The organism is Kribbella sp. NPDC004875 (genome assembly GCF_042873375.1).
Classification (GTDB): Bacteria; Actinomycetota; Actinomycetes; order Propionibacteriales; family Kribbellaceae; genus Kribbella.
The window spans coordinates 1,809,288-1,830,040 of record NZ_JBIALI010000001.1 but is presented as its reverse complement, the minus strand read 5'-3'; the positions used below and the strand labels follow the sequence as shown (position 1 = coordinate 1,830,040).

General features: G+C 69.7%; 20 protein-coding genes and 1 pseudogene. 6 read left to right on the top strand and 15 right to left on the bottom strand.

Annotation, left to right across the window (positions count from 1 at the left end):
- The first annotated feature begins 12 nt into the window (after positions 1-12).
- Entirely contained in the window at positions 13-681 is a 669-nt protein-coding gene (locus ACFYRH_RS08880) for a DedA family protein (RefSeq protein ID WP_387770386.1), read from the top strand.
- Here the strand turns inward: ACFYRH_RS08880 and ACFYRH_RS08875 are convergent.
- A complete protein-coding gene (locus ACFYRH_RS08875; protein WP_387770383.1) occupies positions 667-1,965 on the bottom strand; it encodes a hypothetical protein in 1,299 nt (432 codons plus the stop codon). The two genes, ACFYRH_RS08880 and ACFYRH_RS08875, sit on opposite strands and share 15 nt — an antisense overlap.
- Positions 1,966-2,111: 146 nt before the next feature.
- Between ACFYRH_RS08875 and ACFYRH_RS08870 the strand changes: the two genes are divergently transcribed.
- Positions 2,112-2,672: a carboxymuconolactone decarboxylase family protein gene (locus ACFYRH_RS08870; protein ID WP_387770380.1), complete on the top strand. Its 561-nt coding sequence runs from the start codon at positions 2,112-2,114 to the stop codon at positions 2,670-2,672.
- Here the strand turns inward: ACFYRH_RS08870 and ACFYRH_RS08865 are convergent.
- The 7 genes from ACFYRH_RS08865 to ACFYRH_RS08835 all read right to left on the bottom strand — a co-directional run bounded on the left by ACFYRH_RS08865 (position 2,660) and on the right by ACFYRH_RS08835 (position 9,857).
- Entirely contained in the window at positions 2,660-4,096 is a 1,437-nt protein-coding gene (locus ACFYRH_RS08865; protein ID WP_387770377.1) for a multicopper oxidase family protein, read from the bottom strand. The genes ACFYRH_RS08870 and ACFYRH_RS08865 overlap by 13 nt on opposite strands.
- A 29-nt stretch (positions 4,097-4,125) precedes the next feature.
- Complete coding sequence (locus ACFYRH_RS08860; RefSeq protein ID WP_387770374.1) at positions 4,126-4,563, bottom strand: hypothetical protein; 438 nt, start codon at positions 4,561-4,563, stop codon at positions 4,126-4,128.
- A 69-nt stretch (positions 4,564-4,632) separates the two neighbouring features.
- Positions 4,633-5,397 (bottom strand): type III pantothenate kinase, encoded by a 765-nt coding sequence (locus tag ACFYRH_RS08855; protein ID WP_387770371.1) that lies wholly within the window; start codon positions 5,395-5,397, stop codon positions 4,633-4,635.
- Complete coding sequence (nadC, locus tag ACFYRH_RS08850; RefSeq protein WP_387770368.1) at positions 5,397-6,251, bottom strand: carboxylating nicotinate-nucleotide diphosphorylase; 855 nt, start codon at positions 6,249-6,251, stop codon at positions 5,397-5,399. Before nadC ends, ACFYRH_RS08855 begins: the two co-directional genes overlap by 1 nt.
- A complete protein-coding gene (locus ACFYRH_RS08845) occupies positions 6,244-7,902 on the bottom strand; it encodes an L-aspartate oxidase (protein ID WP_387770365.1) in 1,659 nt (552 codons plus the stop codon). The genes nadC and ACFYRH_RS08845 overlap by 8 nt, the downstream gene beginning before the upstream one ends.
- A gap of 258 nt (positions 7,903-8,160) precedes the next feature.
- The gene (panC, locus tag ACFYRH_RS08840; RefSeq protein ID WP_387770362.1) at positions 8,161-8,988 is read right to left on the bottom strand and encodes a pantoate--beta-alanine ligase; all 828 of its coding nucleotides are present in this window, start codon (positions 8,986-8,988) and stop codon (positions 8,161-8,163) included.
- The gene (locus ACFYRH_RS08835) at positions 8,985-9,857 is read right to left on the bottom strand and encodes a Rossmann-like and DUF2520 domain-containing protein (RefSeq protein ID WP_387770359.1); all 873 of its coding nucleotides are present in this window, start codon (positions 9,855-9,857) and stop codon (positions 8,985-8,987) included. The genes panC and ACFYRH_RS08835 overlap by 4 nt, the downstream gene beginning before the upstream one ends.
- A 247-nt stretch (positions 9,858-10,104) precedes the next feature.
- On the opposite strand from ACFYRH_RS08835, the gene ACFYRH_RS08830 reads away from it, so the two are divergent.
- Positions 10,105-10,659 (top strand): 2'-5' RNA ligase family protein, encoded by a 555-nt coding sequence (locus tag ACFYRH_RS08830; protein WP_387770356.1) that lies wholly within the window; start codon positions 10,105-10,107, stop codon positions 10,657-10,659.
- 5 nt (positions 10,660-10,664) lie between these two features.
- Here the strand turns inward: ACFYRH_RS08830 and ACFYRH_RS08825 are convergent, their stop codons facing one another.
- Entirely contained in the window at positions 10,665-13,451 is a 2,787-nt protein-coding gene (locus ACFYRH_RS08825) for an AAA family ATPase (RefSeq protein WP_387770353.1), read from the bottom strand.
- A 40-nt stretch (positions 13,452-13,491) separates the two neighbouring features.
- On the opposite strand from ACFYRH_RS08825, the pseudogene ACFYRH_RS08820 reads away from it, so the two are divergent.
- Positions 13,492-14,145, top strand: a pseudogene (locus tag ACFYRH_RS08820) (SAM-dependent methyltransferase); the annotation flags it as partial.
- Positions 14,146-14,249: 104 nt separating this feature from the next.
- Here the strand turns inward: ACFYRH_RS08820 and ACFYRH_RS08815 are convergent.
- Together ACFYRH_RS08815 and ACFYRH_RS08810 are read right to left on the bottom strand one after the other, a co-directional pair.
- Positions 14,250-15,656 carry a PH domain-containing protein gene (locus ACFYRH_RS08815; RefSeq protein WP_387770350.1) on the bottom strand — a complete coding sequence of 469 codons (1,407 nt, stop codon included), beginning with the start codon at positions 15,654-15,656 and terminating at the stop codon, positions 14,250-14,252.
- Entirely contained in the window at positions 15,653-16,141 is a 489-nt protein-coding gene (locus ACFYRH_RS08810) for a PH domain-containing protein (protein ID WP_387770347.1), read from the bottom strand. The genes ACFYRH_RS08815 and ACFYRH_RS08810 overlap by 4 nt, the downstream gene beginning before the upstream one ends.
- 26 nt (positions 16,142-16,167) lie before the next feature.
- Here ACFYRH_RS08810 and ACFYRH_RS08805 point away from each other — a divergent pair, with 26 nt between their 5' ends.
- A complete protein-coding gene (locus ACFYRH_RS08805) occupies positions 16,168-17,361 on the top strand; it encodes an NADH-quinone oxidoreductase subunit D (RefSeq protein WP_387770344.1) in 1,194 nt (397 codons plus the stop codon).
- Between the two features lie 12 nt (positions 17,362-17,373).
- Here ACFYRH_RS08805 and ACFYRH_RS08800 read toward each other — a convergent pair whose 3' ends face one another.
- Both ACFYRH_RS08800 and ACFYRH_RS08795 read right to left on the bottom strand, forming a co-directional pair.
- Positions 17,374-18,144: an inositol monophosphatase family protein gene (locus tag ACFYRH_RS08800; RefSeq protein WP_387770341.1), complete on the bottom strand. Its 771-nt coding sequence runs from the start codon at positions 18,142-18,144 to the stop codon at positions 17,374-17,376.
- A gap of 33 nt (positions 18,145-18,177) precedes the next feature.
- Complete coding sequence (locus tag ACFYRH_RS08795; RefSeq protein ID WP_387770339.1) at positions 18,178-18,573, bottom strand: hypothetical protein; 396 nt, start codon at positions 18,571-18,573, stop codon at positions 18,178-18,180.
- Between the two features lie 236 nt (positions 18,574-18,809).
- Here ACFYRH_RS08795 and ACFYRH_RS08790 point away from each other — a divergent pair, with 236 nt between their 5' ends.
- Positions 18,810-19,706, top strand: a complete 897-nt coding sequence (locus ACFYRH_RS08790; protein ID WP_387770336.1) for a hypothetical protein — start codon at positions 18,810-18,812, stop codon at positions 19,704-19,706.
- 74 nt (positions 19,707-19,780) lie between these two features.
- Here the strand turns inward: ACFYRH_RS08790 and ACFYRH_RS08785 are convergent, their stop codons facing one another.
- The gene (locus ACFYRH_RS08785) at positions 19,781-20,137 is read right to left on the bottom strand and encodes a hypothetical protein (protein ID WP_387770333.1); all 357 of its coding nucleotides are present in this window, start codon (positions 20,135-20,137) and stop codon (positions 19,781-19,783) included.
- A gap of 95 nt (positions 20,138-20,232) precedes the next feature.
- Positions 20,233-20,751, bottom strand: a complete 519-nt coding sequence (locus ACFYRH_RS08780; RefSeq protein ID WP_387770330.1) for a DUF3180 domain-containing protein — start codon at positions 20,749-20,751, stop codon at positions 20,233-20,235.
- Positions 20,752-20,753: the final 2 nt, after the last annotated feature.

The window sequence follows — 20,753 nt, the reverse complement described above, 5'->3', positions numbered from 1 at the left end:
CACTATGGGTGCATGGGGGAACCTCTGCTGCTCGCTCAAGCGATCGCCATCCCGTCCGGGGTGGCGATCCTCGCGTATCTGGTGGTCGGGCTCGTCATCGGCGTGGAGAGCATGGGGGTGCCGCTGCCCGGTGAGACGACGCTGATCGCGGCCGCGCTGCTCGCCTCGCAGCAGCACCACCTGAAGATCGAGTACGTCATCCTCGCTGCCGCGGCCGGCGCGATCATCGGCGACTCGATCGGGTACTTCATCGGCCGCAAGGCCGGCCGCCGGCTGTTCGAACGGCTCGGCCGCCGCTTCCACCACTTCTCCGAGGACCGGATCGTCCGCGCCGAGAAGTACTTCCACAAGTACGGCGTCTGGACGGTCTTCTTCGGCCGGTTCGTCGCGCTGCTGCGGATCTTCGCGGGCCCGATGGCCGGCATGCTGCGGATGCACTACCCGCGGTTCCTGGCCGCGAACGCGGCCGGCGGCATCGCCTGGGCCACCACGATCGGCGTCGTCGCGTACAAGATCGGCGACAACGCGGACAAGATCTTCGGCCGGGTCTCGGTCGGCGCCGCGATCGCGGTCGCGGTGGTCGTGGTCGCGCTGTACGTCGTCCACAAGGTCCGCAAGGGCCGCCGCGACAGCGCCCCGGCGCCCGAGCAGGCGCCGACCGCGGAATCAGCGGATGTGTAGCGCCAGCTGAGCCGTGGTGGTCCCGTCCATCGGACGGCCGAACATCATCGCGCCCGGGATCACGAACCGGTAGACGAAGTCCCCCGGCTGCCCGGCCTTGAAGGCCAGCGCGGCGGCCCCGTTCCGCATCGCCACCGCCTTCAGGTTCGCCCAGGTCCGGGTCTGCCGGTTCCAGGCCTGCAGCATCACGGTGGTGTTCATCGCCGGCTTCACGGTCGTCGACACCACGACAGTCGTCCCGCGCGCCTTCGCCGTCGTACCGCCGGCGAATCCGGCCGACGCGACCCGCACGACGCTCTTCGTGTACGCCGGCTTGCTGGTCGACGGGCCCGTGATCATCCCGCCCTTGCTGTAGACCGGCACGGTGATCTTGTACGGCCGGCTCCCACCGGTCGGCACCGCGATGTCGTAGTACCCACCGGGTGTCGTCGTACCGCGTGCTGCCGGCGTCCATCGAGCGCCCGGGCTGACCTGGGTCAGCACCACGACCGGTACGCCGGCGGGAGTCGCGCGCTGGCTGGTGCAGGGCACGTCGAGGTCGCAACCGACCTGGTGCAGGATCACCCGGCCACGGATCCGGATCGGCACGCTGAACTGCGCCAGGGCCGGCACCGCCGCGTTGATCGAGCTGGTCAGCCCGAGCACCTGCCCGCCGGTCCGGGTGCTCCACTCGTTCTGGGTGCGGAGCTGGAACACGTACGGCGGTTTGATGCTCTTGATCAACTGCCGGTTCGCCGTGGTCGCGGGACCGATCGGCTTCAGCAGCTGGCCGGTCCGCCCGACCAGCGGCACGTACCGCTGGGTCTTCTTGCCCTTCACGTCCAGCGGGTCGTTCGGCGTGAAGTCCTGCGGGGCCATCGGCACCGACCACTTCACCAGCACACCACGCCCCTGCGCCGCCACCGTCGCCCCGCTCGGCCGCACCGGTCCGTCGGTGTCGAACACCGGCGACTTCGCGGGCTTGCTGGTCACGCCGCCCTGGGACGTCCCAGTCGCCACCGCGACCTTGTAGTTGCCGTCCGGCGGGAACGCCGACGTCGGGATCTCCCAGCGGTTCGGGTCACCGGCCGGGATGTACTTCACGTACGACGGGCTCTCGCTCAGCACGCCCTCGATCGTGATCCGGTTCGGCTGGTTGGTGTCCTTCCAGGTCACCAGGACCGCGGCCCGCCCCTTGGGTGCCCAGGCGACCGCGACGTCGGTGGGCGCCGGGTCGGAGGCACACGCGGTCAGCGAGGTCGCCCCCGCCACCACCGCCAGCGCCACGGCGAGCAACCGCCGCACCCCCACCACCTCGTCTCAGCCGCCTCACGATGCTGTCTCGAACCGATCGGGGTGAACCTTACCCAGTACGAGGTGCCGCCTCCTCACAGCCGTTGCCGGATCGGTATCGCGCCCCTACCGTGAGAGAAGCCACAAAGGGGGGCCAGATGGCTTTCATCAGTACGCCCAGCAACCCGGAGTTCTTCGCGGCGAACCGGGCCGCCGCCGGCCATGTGCCGAACTTCGTCACCACGTTCGCTGCCCGACCGGCCGTGTACGAGGCGTGGAAGCAGCTGAACGGCGCGATCAAGGAGTCGATGGACCTGCGCCGCTACGAGCTCGCCACGCTGGCGGCCGCGAGCGCGCTCAGGTCGAGCTATTGCTGTCTCGCCCACGGGCAGGTGCTGGCCGACAAGTTCTACACCGCGGAGGAGGTCGAGGCACTTGTCGCCGAGCCGCCGAACGACCCGGTCGACCGCGCGGTGATGGCCTTCGCGCGCAAGGTTGCCCTCGGTGCCGACAGCGTCACCCAGACCGATGTCGACGAGTTGAAGTCGCTCGGGCTCACCGACGACGACGTACTCGATGTCGCGCTGGCCGCCGCGGCGCGGTCGTTCTTCTCCAAGACCCTCGACGCCACCGGCACACAGCCCGACTCGGCGTTCAACGGGTTGCCGGAGTCCCTGCGTACGGCGCTCACGGTCGGCCGCCCGATTCATTCGGGCTGAATGCCTGGACCGCCCCCGAGACGGAACTTCGTACTGACACCCGCGTACATCAGGTGGGTGACCAGCCCCTGCGCGGCATGCGGCAGGTTGTGGCAGTGGTCCATCCAGATGCCTGGGTTGTCGGCCACGAACGCGACCTCGTAGGTCTCGCCGTCCTCGACGTTCAAGGAGTCCGTCCACCACGGACTCCCCGTCGCCTTGACCCCGTTCCGGCTCAGCACGACGACGTGGTGACCGTGCAGGTGCATCGGGTGCACCTGACCCGAGGTGTTCTTGATCGTCATCCGGACGATGTCACCCGCGCTGACCACGAACATCGGCACGTCGGGAAACTGGTGGCCGTTGATGGTCCACCAGAGCCCGGGCTTCCCGTCGAAGAACCCGAACCGCCGGCCGATGTCGTACCGGAACGACCGGTCCGCCGTCGCGGGATCGAACCCGAGCGGCTTCGGCGACCCGTAGGTCAGCAGGTCGACGCGGTCCGCCGGCTCGGTCCCGGCCGGCGCGTCGCCGTCCCCGATCACCAGCGTCGTCGGCCCACCCCCGAGCCCGATCCGCACCGCCCGCACCGTCGGTACGACGAGATCGATCCGGCCGCCCGCGGTGACGATCACCTTCCTCCCGCTCACCACCGTCGGAGCGTTCACGTCCTGCCCGTCGACCGCGACCACCGTGTACGACGCCCCGTCGATCCAGACCGCCATCGGTCCGTTGTCGGTGTTGATCAACCGCACCCGCGTCACCGGACCCGGCGCCGCCACACGGCGTTCGCCGTACTCGCCGTTCACCGTGCGGACCTTGTCGTACGTGTGGATCGCGGCGATCACGTCCGTCGACGTGGGCTGCACGATCAGTACGCCGTACAGGCCCTTCCGCACCTGCTCGTGGGAGATCTGGTGCGAGTGGTACCAGTACGTGCCGGCGTCCTTCGCGACGAAGCGGTACACGTGCGAGGCACCAGGGAGTACGGCGTCCTGGGTCACGCCCGCGACACCGTCCTCCGCGTTCGGTACGTCGACACCGTGCCAATGCAGCGTGATGCCGTCGCTCACGTTGTCGTTGTGCAGCGTGACCTGCACCAGATCGCCTTGTTTCGCGACGATCCGGGGACCGGGTGAGGTGTGGTTCAAGGTGATGCCGTCCATCGAACCGCGACCGGGGACGTCGAAGCGTTCCTCGCGCGCGACGAGATCCATGACGACATCGGGCTTCTGGACGGGCGGTCCGGTCAGTTCGCTCACGTCGGCACCGTGGTGGAGGTGATCGGGGACGGTGCCGCCGCCGAAGTCGGCGTACCCCATCGTCATCGGCGACAGGTTGTCGGGGACCAGGCTGCGTTGCCAGAAGAACCCGATCGGAGCCAGCACGACGAGCGTCGCCAGCACCGCGATCAGGACACGTCGCGACGGCGGCCGTATCGTCACGGCCGCCGCCGTTCAGGGGCCCAAGGCATCTATGCGGGCGCTTGGCTGGACTGCTGACCCGCCGTCTCCGGCGTACCGGCGGCGCGTCTGGAGGCCATTCCGGCGACCGCCAGCAGGGCCAAGGCGTTCGCACCGTGCAAGGCACCGATCACCGGTACCGCGAAGGCCAGGAATGCGAACGCGATCTGCAGCACCACCAGGCCGAAGACGTACAGCGCCCACCTCACGCCACCCTGGACGTGCGCGAAGAACGACACGATCAGCAACAGCAACGCGAGCAGCGGAATGATGGTCGACCCGACGATACTGTGCACGCTGTGGCCCCAGTTGCCGTCGTAGTTCTTGTCGATCACCAGGCCGCCGTCGACGTCCTTCAGCGCGATGAACCAGCCGACCGCGATGGCCATCGCCTGGACCAGCACGCCGACCGCGATCAGGCCGGCGAGGATCCGATAAGCAGCTCTCATGGCTTCCCCCCAAAGTAGCTGCCTTCATCGTGAGCCTGATCCCTCAGGCGCACAAGGGGAATATCACCCTCAGCTGTGGTTGCGCGCGAACGCCTGATACAGACCGTGCAAGGTCAGCAACGGCTCGTCGCGCACCGGCGTACCCAGCTGGCCGGCGAGCAGCGGCGCGAGGGCACCGGTGACGACGACCGGGGTGTCCGGGTCGAGAGACTGTTCGGTCCGGATCCGCGCGACCAGTCCGTCGACGAGTGCGGCGAAGCCGTGGATCGCCCCGGACTGCAGGGCTTCCACCGTGTTCTTCGCGACCACCGAGCGCGGCCTGACCAGCTCGACCCGGCGCAGCTGCGCGGCCGCGGACCCGAGCGCGTCGGTCGCGGTTTCGATGCCTGGGGCAATCACTCCGCCGACGAACGCGCCGGCCGGGTTGACCACGTCGATGGTGATCGCCGTCCCGACGTCGACGACCAGACAGGGCGCGCCGTAGGTGTGCACCGCCGCGAGCGCGTTCGCGATCCGGTCGGTGCCGACCTCGCGCGGGTTGTCCACCAGCACCGGCAGGCCCGTCTTCACACCGGGCTCCACCACCACGCTCGGCACGTCCCGGTAGTACCGCGAGACCACGTCCCGCAACTCGTGCAACACATGCGGTACGGCGGAACACACCGCGATCCCGGACACCGGCGACTCACCGACGAGCAGCCCCTGCAGCAACACGGCCCACTCGTCCGCCGTCCGGCGTGGATCGGTGCCGACCCACCAGTGCCGTTTGACCGTGCCCTCGAACACCAGGCCGACCAACGACCTGGTGTTCTCGACGGCAACGGCCAGTAACATCAGGACTCCTGGAGATCCAGCGCTATGTCGAGCACCGGCGCGGAGTGCGTCAGTGCACCGACGGCGAGGTAGTCGACACCGGTCTCGGCGACTGCATGTGCCACGTCCAGCGTCAGGCCGCCGGACGCCTCGAGCTTCGCGCGGCCGGCCACCTTCTCGACCGCCTCGCGCAGCAGCGGGACGTCCATGTTGTCGAGCAGGATCAGCTCGGCGCCGGACTCGACCGCGATCAGCGCGTCCTCGACCGAGTCGACCTCGACCTCGATCCCGATCTCCGGGTACGCCTTGCGCACCAGGCGGTACGTCTCGGCGACGCCACCGGCCGCGACCACGTGGTTGTCCTTGATCAGCGCGGCGTCGGACAGTCCCATCCGGTGGTTCTTCCCACCGCCGCAGCGGACGGCGTACTTCTCCAGCGAGCGGAGCAGCGGCATCGTCTTGCGGGTGTCCCGGATGACCGCGCCGGTGCCCTCGACCGCGTCCACCCAGCGCCGGGTGAGCGTGGCCACGCCGGAGAGGTGGCAGAGCAGGTTCAGTGTGGTGCGCTCAGCGGTCAGCAGCTGCCGGGTCTTGCCGCGGACCGTCATCAGCACGTCGCCCTGACGGACGGACGCGCCGTCGCGGACGCCGTACTCGATCTCGATCTCGTCCGGTGCGGCGACCTGGCGCAGTACCAGCTCGGCGATCTCCAGACCGGCCACCACGCCGTCGGCGCGGGCGACCAGCTCGGCGACCGACACCTGGTCCGGGTCGACCGTGGCCGTGGTGGTCACGTCGACGCCACCGGCCAGGTCCTCCTCGATGGTCGCCCGCACGAGGTCACCGACCCACTGCCGGTCGACTGTCTCATCCATGCCGGTCATTCTCCTCGGATTCGTGCGGAACAAACGTGGCCTGCGGCACAGCGTTCCGGTCGAGTGTCAGGTCCAGGCTGCCGGACCAGTGCAGATCATCGCGGTCCGGGTGGTCCTCCCGCCAGTGCGCGCCGCGACTTTCCTCGCGCGCGGTCGCGGCCGCGATCAGCGCGGAGGCCACGGTCACCAGATTCGTCGCCTCCCAGCCGGGCGTCCCGGGCTCGTCGTACGGCAGCTCGATCAGCTTGCCGATCGTCGCCCCCGCCTCCGCGAGCCCCGACGCGCTCCGGATCACGCCGGCGCCGATGGTCATCGCCCGCTGCAGCTCCGGTACGACGTCCGCGTCGACCAGTCCCGGGGTACGGCGGTCCGCGGCCGGCTCCCGCTGCTCGGGCAGCCCCTCGGCGAGGTGCGCGGCGATCCGGCGGGCGAAGACCAGGCCCTCGAGCAACGAGTTCGAGGCCAGGCGGTTGGCACCGTGCACGCCGGTACAGGCGACCTCACCGCACGCGTACAGGCCCGGCACCGAGGTCTGACCGTTCAGGTCGGTCCGGACGCCGCCGGACGAGTAGTGGCAGGCCGGCGCGACCGGGATCAGCTCGCGCACCGGGTCGATACCGTGCGAGCGGCAGGACGCCAGGATGGTCGGGAACCGCACGCGCCACTTCTCGTCGCCGAAGTGCCGGGCGTCCAGGTACACATGGTCCTTGCCGGTGGCAATCATCTGACGGGTGATCGCCTTCGCGACGATGTCCCGCGGTGCGAGGTCGGCGAGCTCGTGCTGGCCCTGCATGAACCGCTTGCCGGTGTGGTCGACCAGGAACGCACCCTCGCCGCGGACGGCCTCGGACACCAACGGCTGCTGGCCTTTCGCGCCCTTGCCGAGCCACAGCACGGTCGGGTGGAACTGCACGAACTCCAGGTCGCGGACCTGCGCGCCGGCCCGCAACGCGAGCGCCATCCCGTCGCCGGTCGACACACTCGGATTGGTCGTTGCCGCGTACAACTGTCCGAGACCGCCGGAGGCCAGGATCACCACCCGCGCACGGATCGCGCCGACGCCGTCGAGCTGGCCTTCGCCCATCACGTGCAGGGTGACGCCGGCGATCGCGCCGTCCTCGGCGGTCAGCAGGTCGAGGACCAGTGCGTGCTCGATCAGCCGGATGTCCTTGGCGCGCTTGACCGCGGCGACCAGGGCGCGCTCGATCTCGGCGCCGGTCGCGTCACCGCCGGCGTGGGCGATCCGGTTCCGGTGGTGCCCGCCTTCGCGGCCGAGCGAGATCTCGCCGTCGGCCATCGTGTCGAAGCGGGCACCCAGGTCGATCAGGTCGCGCACCGCGTCGGGGCCTTCGGTGACGAGCACCCGGACGGCGTCCGGGTCGCTCAGGCCGGCGCCGGCGACGAGCGTGTCCTGCAGGTGCTCCTCGGGCGAGTCCTCCGGGTCGAGGGCGGCGGCGACGCCACCCTGCGCCCACTGCGTGGAGCCGGACGCGACGACATCCTTCGTCACCACCAGCACGGAGCCCAGCTCGCGGGCCCTGAGCGCGGCAGTCAGCCCGGCAACGCCGGACCCGATCACCACCACATCGGCAGAGTCGGTCCAACCAGGCTCCGAAGCGGCCAGCCGCTCCGGGACAGCAGGTGCGGTCACGGGGCCTCCCGCCCTGGACTGAGGAGCGGAGGGAGCCTGGTCGCGGGGTCCCCGGTCTGGACTGAGGAGCGCAGGGAGCGCAGCGACTGGAGCGACGAGGGAAGACCGGGAATCAGACCCCGCGACCTGCCGCGCGCCAGCGCGGCATCGAGCACTGCGACTGGAGCGACGAGGGAAGGGCGGGAGCCAAGGCCCCGTGACCCGCCGCGCCGGAGGCGTGGCATGAGCACAGTCATTCAGGGACCGTATCAACCGATTTCATCGAAGGGTGATGGAAATGTTGTCAATGAGACGGGTCTGACCGACCCGGGCGGCGATCAGCATCCGGGCCTCGCCGGGGCCGATCACCGGGCCGAGATCGGGTGCCCGGAGCGCCAGATAGTCGATCTTCACCGACGGCACCGCCTCGAGTTCGGCCTGCGCAGCCGCCAGTACGGCGTCCGGTCCGTTCATCCCGGCCTTCGCGCCGGCGCTCAGCGCGCGGTACAGCACCAGGGCCTCGTCACGCTCGGTCTCGCTCAGGTACCGGTTGCGTGAGGACATCGCCAGCCCGTCCGGCTCCCGCACGGTCGGCACCGGCACGATGTCGACGTCCATGTCGAGGTCGCACACCATCTCGCGGATCAGCGTCAGCTGCTGGTAGTCCTTCTCGCCGAACAGCGCCAGATCCGGCGCGGTCAGATGCAGCAATTTCGACACCACGGTCAGCACGCCGGAGAAGTGCCCCGGCCGGAAAACGCCCTCGAGCTCGTCGGCGAGCGGCCCCGGGTGCACGGTGATCGACGGCTCGTTCGGGTACAGCTCGTCCCGCGACGGGTTGAAGACCAGGTCGACCCCCTCGTTCTTCGCGATCGCCAGGTCGCTGGCCAGCGTCCGCGGGTACCGGTCGAAGTCCTCGGACGGCCCGAACTGCAGTGGGTTCACGAAGATCGTCAGGACGACGCTGCCGTCCGGCCCGACCCGTTCGCGGGCCTCGCCGAGGAGCGCGGCATGGCCCTCGTGCAGGGCGCCCATCGTCATCACGACCGCCCGGGGCCGGATCGCGGTCGCGGCGCGCAGCTCGGCCTTGGTCTGGGTGAGTCTCATCGCGGTGCCTCCCCTGTCCGGTCCGGCCGCTGCCCGTCGCGGGCTTCGGCCAGTACGTCGGCGAACCGAGCGGCTGTCTCCGCGTCCAGCCGGCCGTCCTCCGCTGCCATCTCCACCGTCGCGCGGGCCAGTTCGGCGTACGTCGTCGCCGTCCGGTCCCGCAGTACTCGCAGTGCTGTCAGATGTGCTGCCACCGTGTCGACATCGCCCCGGGCGATCGGCCCGGTGAGCGCATGATGACCGGATCGCAGCGTGTTGTCGAGGGTTGCGGTGAGCAGCGGCCGGAGTGTCGCCGCCGGGTCCGCCACGCCCGCTTCCCGCAGTACGTCGATCGCTTGGGCGACCAGCGTGGTCAGATGGTTCGCGCCGTGCACGATACCCGCGTGGTACCGCGCCCGCTGGTCGTCGGCGACCCACTGGACCCGTGCGTTCATCGCCTTCACCAGGCGCTCGACGACGTACCTGGCGGAGTCCGGGGCGGTGGCGGTGAACAGCACGCCGTCGAGGCTGACCGGTCCGCCTGTGAAGGTCATCGGGGGATGCAGTGCGATCGGCGTCGCGGCCAGCCCGGCAAAGGGCGCCAGACCGTGTGCTCCGGACAGGTGGACGACGTACTGCGCACTGGTCAGCGGCAGCGTCCGCGCGACCTCACCGATGCGGTCGTCCGGTACGGCGACCAGGACGACGTCGGCGCGGGTGGTGACCTCGTCAGCGGTCAGCACCGGTACAGCAGGCAGAAGCCGGGCGGCGCGTTCCTTGGACGCCTCCGACCGCGCGGTCACTCCGACCAGGGGATGTCCGGCTACCGCCAAGGCTGCTCCCACGGCGGTCCCGGCCCGGCCGGCTCCGATCAAGCCGATCCGTTCCATCACTCACTCTCTTCTCGTTCCAGTCCCGCTACCGGGTACCAGACGATCTCCTTGTCAGCGTAGGGCATGGCTGATGGTTCCGCGCCGTAGCGAGCAGGTGCTCGGTGCGGTAGCTCGGTGCGCGGGAGCGAAGGTCTCGATGCGGAGCATCGTGGCCTTTGCTCACGTGCAGCGAGGTGCCGTGCCGAGTGCCGCGCAGTAGGCGCGGAACCATCAGCCATGCCCTCAGTGATGAGAGCATGGTGCGGTGAGTGATGCGTGGGCGGCCGGGAGCGAATTGACGGCGATTCTGATCACAGTGCCCGAGCTGGCGGCGTACACGGACCGCTGGCGCTCGGTGTCCCGGTCGACGGCGAGACCACAGGTCCCGTTGACGGAGCTCATCCCACCGCACGTCACTGTGCTGGTTCCCTGGGTTGCCGAACCGACCGACGCCGACATCGCCCGGTTGCGGTCCGCCGTCTCGTCCGTCGAGCCGTTCGATCTCAGCTTTCCGACCGCCGGTCAGTTCCCGAACGGCACCGCCTGGCTGCGGCCGGAGCCGTTCGGCACGGTGCGCTCGCTGCTACAGGCCGTGTTCGCGGCCTTCCCCGAGTGTCCGCCGTACGGCGGTGAGTTTCCCGACCCGCATCCGCACCTGACGATCTCGTCGTCCGCGCAGGGAGGTCCGGACGTCGTCGCCGAGGCGAACGCCGCGCTGGCCGCCGCACCGGCCCCGACCGTCAAGCTGTCCGAGCTGGGTTTGTGGCGCGAGAACGCCGAGGGCGTCTGGCGCCAGTTCGGCGCCGTACCGCTCGGCTAGCTCGGTCAGCTCCTGGCCTGGAAACCCACGGCCTTCGACGCCTTCTTGCCCTGCCACTCCCCCGGTACGTCGGCCGCGGTCAGTTCACGTAGCTGGTCGATGCTGGGGTCCGTCAACGCGTTGATCCGCACGGACTGCTGCGACACCGTGGCCTCGAACAGGTTGCGGACGTCCCGCCCGTTGCCGAACTCGGGAGCCCTCCGGACCCGCTCCAGCAACGAGCCGACCCGCTCCACCACACCGTCGCCGAGCAGGTAGCCCGCCTTCTGGCTCTGGAACTCGAAGATCTCCTGCAGCTCCGGCAGCGAGTAGTCCGGGAACTCCACCGTCGTCGGCAGCCGCGAGCGCAGACCCGGGTTCTGCAGGAACAGCCCCTCCATCTGCTCGGTGTATCCGGCGAGTACGACGACCAGGTCGTCGCGGTGCTCCTCCATCAACTGGATCAGCGTGGCGAGCGCGTCGGCGCCGTACGAGTGCCGGTCCGCCAGCGTGTACGCCTCGTCGATGAACAGCACGCCACCGAGCGCCTGGTCCACCGCCCGCTGCACCTTGGGCGCGGTCTGGCCGATGTACTTGCCCATCAACTCGTTGCCACTGGTCTCGACCAGCTGACCGACGCCGAGCAGCCCGAGGTCCCGGTAGATCTCCGCGAGCAGCCGGGCCACCGTCGTCTTCCCGGTGCCCGGGTTGCCGGTGAACACCATGTGCCGGGACCGCTCGGCCGGCGGCATCCCGGCCTTGGCCCGCAGCATGTCGGCCTGTGCCTCCGCGGCCAGCCGCTCGACGGTCTCCTTGACCCCGGCCAGCCCGGTCATTGCCTGCAGCTCGGAGCGCGGGTCCTCGTGCCTCGGCAGGTCGCCGATGCTCTCCTCGGCCAGGTCGGCGACATCGTCCCGCTCGATGGTCCGGACCTGTTCCATGGTCGGTGACTCGAGCGCGGCCAGCCGAACGGCCTGTAGCGTCGCGATCCGCTCCAGCATGGTCCGGACCGTCCGCGCGTTGCCGAACCCCGGCGCCCGCGGCACCTTGCGCAGGTCGGCGAGCACCAGCTCGGACACGCCCTCACCGAGGACGAATCCGGCCTGCTCGGCAGCCTGCAGGAAGATCTGGTGCAGCTCGGCGTCGGTGTAGTCCGGGAAGTTCACGAACGTCCGGACCCGCGACCTGATCCCCGGGTTGCTGTCGACCAGCGAGTACATCTCCTTGGGGTAGCCGGCCATCACCACGACCAGGTTGTCGCGATGCGTCTCCATCAGCTGGATCAGCGTGGCGACGGCCTCCCGGCCGAAGTCCCGGTCCGAGCCGGTGAACAGCGAGTACGCCTCGTCGATGAACAGCACGCCACCCAGCGCTCGCTCGACCACCTCGGTGACGCGCGACGCGGTCTGACCGGTGAACGACGCGACCAGGTCGGCCCGTCCCACCTCGACCAGATGACCGGACGACAGCATGCCGAGGTCCCGGTAGACCTCGGCGAGGATCCGGGCCACCGTGGTCTTGCCGGTGCCCGGGTTGCCGCTGAAGACCAGGTGACCCATCGGCTTCGGCAGCCGCAGCCCGGCCTCGGTCCGCAGCTTGGCCAGCTTCGCCTCCGCCACCAGCTCGTGCACCCGGGTCTTCACCGGCCCCAGGCCGGTCATCTCGTTCAGCTCGGCGATCGGGTCGCCGGAGGCGGGCGCATCCGCGCGCTGCTTGTCCGGTGCGGCGGCCTCAGCCTCCACCACCGGCTTCGGCGGCCGGAACGCGTACAGGTCCCGCAGGCCCTTGTAGAAGCCGGAGACCAGGTACAGCTGGTCGGAGGGCTTCGCCTTGTCCGGCATCCCGTTCAGGCTGGCGCCGACCTGGTACGTCGCGGCCAGGTACTCACGTGCCTCGGCGTGCGCCCCTGCCTCGACCGCCCGGATCATCCAGGCCTGCCGCCGGCGCCGCCACTCGGCCGGCTCCATCCGGGCCTTGGACGCATCCAGAGCCTTCTGCACCTCGGCCGTCCCGGACGGGCCGAGCACCGAGAACGACAGCCCGGCCGGAAGATCGGTCCGCCCGATCTGCTGCAGCAGCGACGCCACCTCGTCGGTGAACGGCCGCTCCGCCTCCGGCGTCACCGCCGCGATTCCGTCGTACGCCGCCTGCAGCCGGTTCAGCCCGTACACCAGCAGGTCCAGCGGGTTGCCGGACAGGTGTGGGAACGCCTGCCGGATGTCGTCGTCGCCGAACTCCTCGATCCAGCGCTTCGTCACCGCCGGCCGGTCCTCGGCGACGTGGAAGTCGAGCAGCGCCGGGTCACCCAGGATGCGGTCCAGCATGGTGGCCATCGCCTTCCGGCGGACCTCCAGCCCCGGGATCCCGGCCAGCAGGTCCAACAGCCGGCGGGAGCCCTGGATCACCTCCACCTGCGACGCGTGGTCCTGGCGCAGCGGGAACGGGATGTCGAACTTCCCCGGGGTCTCCCGCCAGTTCGCGATCTCGGTGTCGACCTCCTGCTTCTCCGCGCGCCACTCGTTCAGCAGCAGGAAGTGCAGGTTCCGCGCGCCACCGGCCAGAATGCCGATCGGCGGCCACAGACTCCGGAAGATGTAGTAGAAGGTGTCGACCAGCAGCGGCGATCCCTCGACGAAGAACTTGTTGCTCGCCGACACCCGGCCCAGGATCGGCCGGTCGACCAGCTCCGCGATGTCGGCCTTCCGCGCCGCGAGCCACGCGGGAGTGACGACATACGGCGGTTCCGCTCCGACCACGTCGAACGCCGGGTCGCCCTCGAACAGGACCGCGAGCTGCTCCGGAAGATACGCCACGCTGCCTGATCCTAGAATTAGTCCGGTCCACAGCAACCGCATGGGTAGGGCGATGACCGAGACCTTCCGGCAGGCCTGGCAGCACGCTCTCTACGGTCCCGACGGGTTCTACCGCCGCGAGCGCCCGGCAGCGCATTTCCGGACGTCGGTGCATGTGTCTCCGCTGTTCGGACAGGCGATCGCCCGACTGGCCGATGAGCTCGGTCTGGACCAGGTCGTCGACATCGGCGCCGGCTCCGGCGAGCTGGGGCAGGTACTGCGGTCCGCCGGCCTCTCGGTCCTCGACATCGAACTGGACGACCAGCTCCCCGATCGCCTGACCGGACTGGTGATCGCCAACGAGTGGCTCGACAACGTGCCCTGTGAGCTCGTCGAGTGGGACGCGGACGGCGTACCGCGTTATCTGACCGCCGGCCTGACACCAGGTGCGGTTGCCGAAGGCAACGATCTCGCCTGGCTGCGGGAGTGGTGGCCTGGTGAACCGGGTGATCGCGCCGAGGTCGGGTTGGCCCGCGACGAGGCCTGGCAGGACGTCGTACGGCGGTTGACCGGCGGCGCGGTGGCGATCGCCATCGACTACGGACATGTCCGTGACAACAGACCGCCGTACGGGACGGTGACGGGTTTCCGCGACGGGCGGGAGTGTGAGCCGGTCCTGGACGGTTCGTGCGACGTGACCGCGCACGTGGCGCTCGACTCGCTCGGCGGCACCATCGTGAGCCAACGCGACGCACTGCGCGCGCTGGGCGTTACTGGCGCCCGTCCGAGCCTAGAGCTCGCTCAGACGGACGCACGGCGCTATCTGTCGGAGTTGTCGTCAGCGGGCGAGGCAGGCGAGCTGCTGGACCCGTCCGGGCTCGGCGGGTTCGGCTGGGTCTGGACAGCGAACGACGCCGCCACGGTACGGCGTGCCTCGCGCGCCCTCTCGGCCTGACCCTCCAGCAGCGCCGCGGCTTCCGCCTGGTCGCGATGCAACGCGACGGCGTTGGTCGGCCCCACTGGGGTGTCCACGTGCACGTTGGCGAGTCCCAGCCGACGCTGGAGCGGCCCCTGCACCAACCGGACCGACTGCGTCTTGTGGTGCAGCACGATCGACGTACGGCGGCTCACCCAGCCGCGCGTGGTGACCATGACCTGGTCATCGACGCCGTACGCCAGGTAGCGCCAGCCGATCGGACGCAGCCACTTCGCGCGCTGCGGTGCCACATGCATCTGGATGCGGGCCAGATCGAGTCCCGGCAGGACTCTGCCGAGGACGTAGGCCATCTCGGTCCGGTCGCCCACCGGGAGCAACTGTGCGCCCTCCAGCAGGTCGTCACCGTCCTCCTTCTGGCCCGCCACACCGGCGATGTCCAGCTCGACCCGGGCCCAGCCGATCAGCCGCCAGATCAACGGCTCGGTGATCAGCAGGCCCTGCACCCGGCCGGGCGGGATGGTCTGCCGCTGGACGTCGAACAGCCCGCGCTTGGTCCGCAGACCGTGGTTGGACTCCGACAGCGTGAATCCGTGGTTGCCGACGACCTGCTTCCAGATCGGCTGCACCACACCGAGCAGCAGCGGCACCGCCGCGAACAGCCCGATGTGGAAGTTCAGGACCATGGTCGCGACGATCACCCAGACCAGTGCGCCCGCGCTGGCGACGACGGTGGACGACAGCAGCGTCGCGCCGAGCAACCGATCGGTCGGGACGGTCAGCAGCGGCGGCGCCTCGGACTCCACCTGTTGCTCGTGTTCCTGCTGCTCAGCGGCCTTCTCGCCCTTGGCGCGGACCAGCAGGGTGGTGCGGAGGCCGACCGCCTCGTCGTACTTGAAGTAGCTCAGCTTGCCGTCGCTCTTGCCGCCGCCGGCCACGTCCATCCGCAGCTCGGCCATGCCGAAGATCCGCGCGACGAAGGGCTGAGCGACGTCGATCGCCTGGATCCGGTCGAACCGGATGATCCGGGTCCGGCGGAACAGGAACCCGCTGTCCACCCGGATCGCCTCGGCAGTCAGCTGCCACTTCGTGAACCACCAGGACAGAGCCCCGAGCAGGATGCCGCCGACGAGTACCGCCGCCAGTCCGATCCCGGCGAACGTCAGGTTGCTCCGCAGGCCCTCGTTGTTGACCAGGGCGACGGCCGCGACGACGAAGTACCCCCAGCCCTTGACGAAGGGCGTGAGCGGGTGGAGCCGCTGACCGCCGGTCTCCACGGCCTGGTCGGTCACAGGCCCCACGCCTGCGCCTGACCGAGGGCGGACAACCGGTCCCGCAGCCGGCCGGCCTCGTCCGGATGCAGCCCCGGGATCTTCGCGTCGGTCGCCGGTGTCGCGGTGTGCAGCTCGACGGTGGCCATCCCGTACGCCCGCTCCAGCGGCCCGGCGGTCACGTCCACGAACTGCATCCGGCCGTACGGTACGACGACCAGCTCGCGGAACATGATCCCGTGCGTGACCAGGAGCTCGTCCTCGCGCTCGGCGTACTTCCAGGACCGCTGGTTCCGGCCGATCAGGACCCACGACCAGCCGAGACAGAGCGCCGCGACGACCAGCGCGAGGACGCCGTACAGCCAGCCCACCGTCAGCCCGAGCACGATCAGCGCCACGATCCCGGCGATCCCGGCCACGATCGCCGCGTTCAGCCGCCGCAACGTGGCCAGCTTCGGCGAAACCGGCGTCCAGCTGACATCCGAGGGTGCGAAGAGGTCGTCCACGCCCCCAGCCTGTCACGATAGGAGTCATGAGTACCGAAAAAGTGGTGGGAGTCGGGGCGGGAGCTGCCGGATTCGATCCTGCTTACGAGCGGGGTGGGGCCGGATCGGACCTGCCGACGACCGACATGGTGCTCAATATCGGACCACAGCACCCGGCGACGCACGGCGTACTGCGGTTGCGGCTGACGCTGGACGGTGAGCGGATCGTCAGCTGCGAGCCGATCATCGGCTACATGCACCGCGGCGCCGAGAAGCTCTTCGAGGTCCGCGACTACCGGCAGATCATCGTGCTGGCGAACCGGCACGACTGGCTGTCCGCGTTCGCGAACGAGCTCGGCGTCGTCCTCGCGGTCGAGCGGATGATGAACCTGGAGGTCCCGGAGCGCGCCGTCTGGCTGCGCACCCTGCTCGCCGAGCTGAACCGGGTGCTGAACCACCTGATGTTCCTCGGCTCGTACCCGCTCGAGCTCGGCGCGATCACGCCGGTCTTCTACGCGTTCCGCGAGCGCGAGACGATCCAGGCGGTGATGGAGGAGCTGTCCGGCGGCCGGATGCACTACATGTTCAACCGGGTCGGCGGGCTGAAGGAGGACCTGCCGTACGGCTGGCTCGGCCGTGCGGCCGCCGCCTCCGGCGCGGTCCGCAACCGGCTGCCCGACATCGAGGAGATCGTCCTCGGCAACGAGATCTTCCGGGCCCGCACGGTCGGCGTCGGCCGGCTGTCTCCCGAACTGATCGCCCAGTACGGTGTCTCCGGCCCGATCGCCCGCGCCTCGGGTGTGGACGCCGACCTCCGCCGCGACGAGCCCTACCTCGCGTACGGCGACCTGCAGGACGCGCTCCGCGTCGTGACCCGCCCCGAGGGCGACTGCTTCGCGCGCTTCGCCGTACTGCTCGAGCAGGTGAAGGTCTCGCTCGACCTGGTCGACGCCTGCCTCGACAAGCTCGCCACGCTGCCGGCCGGCCCGGTCAACGTGCGGCTGCCGAAGATCCTCAAGGTCCCCGAGGGCCAGACCTACGCCTGGACCGAGAGCCCGCTCGGCATCAACGGCTACTACCTGGTGTCCCGCGGCGACAAGACCCCGTGGCGCCTGAAACTCCGCTCGGCCAGCTTCAACAACATCTCCGCCCTCCCGGCCCTGCTCCCCGGCACCATGATCCCCGACATGATCGCCATCCTCGGCAGCATGTTCTTCGTCGTCGGCGACATCGACAAGTAGCCGGCAAGTAGCTCAGTCGAGGAGTTCCTGTAGGGGTTCGCGGATGGCGGTGGCGACTGCGAAGACGCCTCGGGAGTCGGGGGTGTGGGTGGTGCCGTCGAGGTCCAGGACGGTGACGCCCGCGGCGCGGCAGATGGCTACGCCGGCCATGGTGTCCCAGGGCTTGTTCGAGAACATGATCATCGCGTCGAAGTAGCCGTTCGCGGTCCAGGTCAGTGCGGTGGCGGCGGTCCCGATCATGCGGAGCCGTTGAACACGCGGGTAGAGGCGCTGGGTCAACGCCAGTCGCTCGGTGTTGACGCGCTCGGCGTCGGGACCGACCGCATAGTCGCCGACGGCCACCAATGCCTCGGTCAGGTCGGTGCACTCGCTGCCCCGGATCGCCTTCCCGTTGCAGGTCGCGCCGAGGCCCTCGGCGGCGGCGTACGTCGTACCCAGCGCCGGGTGGTCGATCACGCCCGCGACCGCGCGACCCTCGTGGATCAGCCCGAGCGAGATGCCCCACAGCGGTACGCCGTGGATGAAGTTCACCGTCCCGTCGACCGGGTCGAGCACCCAGCGCGTGCCGTCGGTCGCGCCGCCCTCCTCCTCGCCGAGCACCCCGATCTCGGGGGTCTCGCGCTCGAGGAACGCCCGTACCTCGCGCTCCACGGCGAAATCCACCTCGGAGGCCATGTCCCGATCACCCTTGGACGTCAGCTCCCCCGGGGCACGCGTCCGCGTCACCTCCCGCCCACGCTCGACAGCGGCACCGGCAACCTTCAGCAGCTTCGCGAGATCCACACCCCCGAACCTACGCGACCTCCCGCAGGCTGATCAGGCGGTGCCCAAGGTACGGCGCCTGCGCCGCCAGGCGGCCGCCGCGGCGACGGAGCCGATCGCCAGCACACCCGCCCCCACCGCCTGCCCGATCTTGATCGGACAGCCGCTCGCGCACTCCGGGATCGGGTACGGCTGCTCCGGGTTGAGCTCGTGGGTCTCGTCGGCGGACACGTACGCCTCGTCGGCCGGGAACGGGAAGCCCTCGGGGTTCAGCAGCCGGTACCAGTACAGGTCGTCCCAGGCCCGGCGCTTGCAGGTGACGTTCACCGACGGCGATTCGAACGGCGCCGGCCCGAGCTGCCCGATCGGTAGATGGTCCTCGTTGTAGACCGTGACGTGCCCGCTCGGGTTGTTCATCGTCACGGCCGGATAGTTCGCGCTCAGCCCCATGCGTGATCCCTCCCCACCTCGTCCCTCCCACCTCGCAGTATGGGGCGGGAGCCAGGACGCGGCCAGAGCTCGCCTTCTCCTCGGCTCGCGCTCCCTGGCTCGCGCGGCCCGCGGGTACGGGTCGCGTACGGGCAGAGCCGCGGCGGTCGCCGTTCCTACGCTCGGCTCGCGGTCGGGGCGCCTGTTGCAAAAGCCAAACCGGCCGCCGGCCCCCACCCTTCTGGAGGAATCACTCGATGCGTAGACCCATCCTGGCCGGCGCCACCGCGCTGGCCGTCGCCGCGACCGGCCTCGCCGCGGCAGCGATCACCGGAACCGCCCGCCCCGCCACCGCGGCGGTCGGTGACGTCCCGGCGGACTGCAGCGTGTACACCACGGCGTACCGCACTGACGGACAACGGCTCAGCTACGGGTACGACGGTGGCGAGACGAGCACCACGGAGTACTTCGGCGACACGCTCCCCTGGGTGCCCTCGGCATACCAGCAACTCGGCGCGTCCGGCGACGACACGACTATCCGCACCACCGAGATCGCGGCGCACCCGACCAATGGATGGTTGTTCAAGGTGAGCCGTGAACTGTACAAGGCCGAGGACGGCGTCTGGATGATTCGGACGATGAGCGCCAGTCAGCTCATCGACGGCTTCGCCGGTACCCGAATTCTCGCCACGGGCTCGCCGTACCTGTTCCGCGTGACCGGCACCACGCTCTACCGGTACAAGGAGAAGTACGTCGACGGTGTGTTCACGTACTCGGCGCCGACGAAGCTCGCCACCGTCGGGTGGAGTTCCGTCAACACGCTGGTCCATGAGGGCACCCGTGGCACCGGCAGCAACACCGCCGACGTCCTGATCGGTACCAAGACGAACGGCGAGCTCAGGGAATGGACGATCAACCGTGCCACCGGGAAGATCACCGGGAAGACGCTGCGATCGAGCGGGTGGGCGTCGTTCACCAGCCTCAGCACCGGCTTCTGTGAGGACCACCCGAACGGACGGCCGCTGCTCGCGATCACGGCGGACGGCCGGGCGTCGGCGCACTTCGACGCCGACAAGTCCGACGGTGTCGCGACCGACATGAAGGGCGCGTCGCTCGGCTCGCTGGGCTGGACCGCGAAGGCCTACGGCCAGTAGCTGTCCGGGAACGCGCAGAGCGCCGACGATCCTGTCCCGGATCGTCGGCGCTCTGTGTTGTGTACGGCGTTGTGTCAGGAGGCAGCCAGGCCGCGGAGCTTGAGGTCCACGACGGTCGGCGCGTCGGCCTGGGAGTGTTTGTCGCCGGCCGCGACCACGGTCGCGACCTCCTGGTCGATCTTGTCGAGGCGCTGGTCGATCTTGTCCAGCCGGCGCTGCATCAGGTCGACGAACTCGGCGTTCTCGACGACGCGCGCGCTGGTGATCCGCGAGTACTCCTGCGCGACCTGGGCGCGCTCGTCGGAGTGCGCCAGCCGCTCGACCAGGAGCTGGTGCCGGAAGAGCACGGCGCCGGCGATCGCGACGAGTGCGGCGCCCACTGCTGCCGCCCGGAGAATCCAGGCATTCTGCGAGAAGAGCGCGATACTCACGCCCAGGCAGACAACGATCAGCGATGCGTTGGCAACGGTGAGAACTGTGGTCCTGGTTCGACGGCGGCTACCCCTTGACCCCATGGGTCGTCATGTTAAGGGGTCTCGTCGGGGTCCTCGGGAATCCGACACGCACGTTCGAGCAACAATCCGGCCGTGACGACCAACACCGAGACCACCGCCGCGGCACCGGCCATGATCACACGGTTACGAGGCCCGCTGGACCCCATCGCTCGCAGGAAGCTTAACGCGAACCCTGCGTAAACACCGGTGCACAACGCGCCGACGAAAGCGCTGGCTTTTCCGATCATCAACAAGAACACCGCGCGGGACGCCTCGACGCGTTCCCGGCGTACCTGGATCCGCTGGTGGGTGTTGCGGGCCGCGGCGAACAGCAGCGCGGCCAGGAACGCCCAGGCCACCAGCGACAGCCAGGACACCGTCGGCGCGACGCCGCCACCGGACTCGATCACCTTGACGATCGTCACGCCGACCGCGACGCCGAGAACGGCGATCGCGACCAGCAGCCGGCGCGACGTCGGCCGCACCGAGCCCGGGCGGGGCGGCTCCTGCTTGTCCCCGGGCGCCCGGCCGGGCTCGGTACCGCCGGACACCA

Coding starts and splice junctions, on each gene's coding strand:
- ACFYRH_RS08880 (WP_387770386.1), top strand. CDS start 13: ATGGGGGAACCTCTGCTGCTCGCTCAAGCGATCGCCATCCCGTCCGGG.
- ACFYRH_RS08870 (WP_387770380.1), top strand. CDS start 2,112: ATGGCTTTCATCAGTACGCCCAGCAACCCGGAGTTCTTCGCGGCGAAC.
- ACFYRH_RS08860 (WP_387770374.1), bottom strand. CDS start 4,563: ATGAGAGCTGCTTATCGGATCCTCGCCGGCCTGATCGCGGTCGGCGTG.
- ACFYRH_RS08855 (WP_387770371.1), bottom strand. CDS start 5,397: ATGTTACTGGCCGTTGCCGTCGAGAACACCAGGTCGTTGGTCGGCCTG.
- nadC (WP_387770368.1), bottom strand. CDS start 6,251: ATGGATGAGACAGTCGACCGGCAGTGGGTCGGTGACCTCGTGCGGGCG.
- panC (WP_387770362.1), bottom strand. CDS start 8,988: ATGAGACTCACCCAGACCAAGGCCGAGCTGCGCGCCGCGACCGCGATC.
- ACFYRH_RS08835 (WP_387770359.1), bottom strand. CDS start 9,857: ATGGAACGGATCGGCTTGATCGGAGCCGGCCGGGCCGGGACCGCCGTG.
- ACFYRH_RS08805 (WP_387770344.1), top strand. CDS start 16,168: ATGAGTACCGAAAAAGTGGTGGGAGTCGGGGCGGGAGCTGCCGGATTC.
- ACFYRH_RS08795 (WP_387770339.1), bottom strand. CDS start 18,573: ATGGGGCTGAGCGCGAACTATCCGGCCGTGACGATGAACAACCCGAGC.
- ACFYRH_RS08790 (WP_387770336.1), top strand. CDS start 18,810: ATGCGTAGACCCATCCTGGCCGGCGCCACCGCGCTGGCCGTCGCCGCG.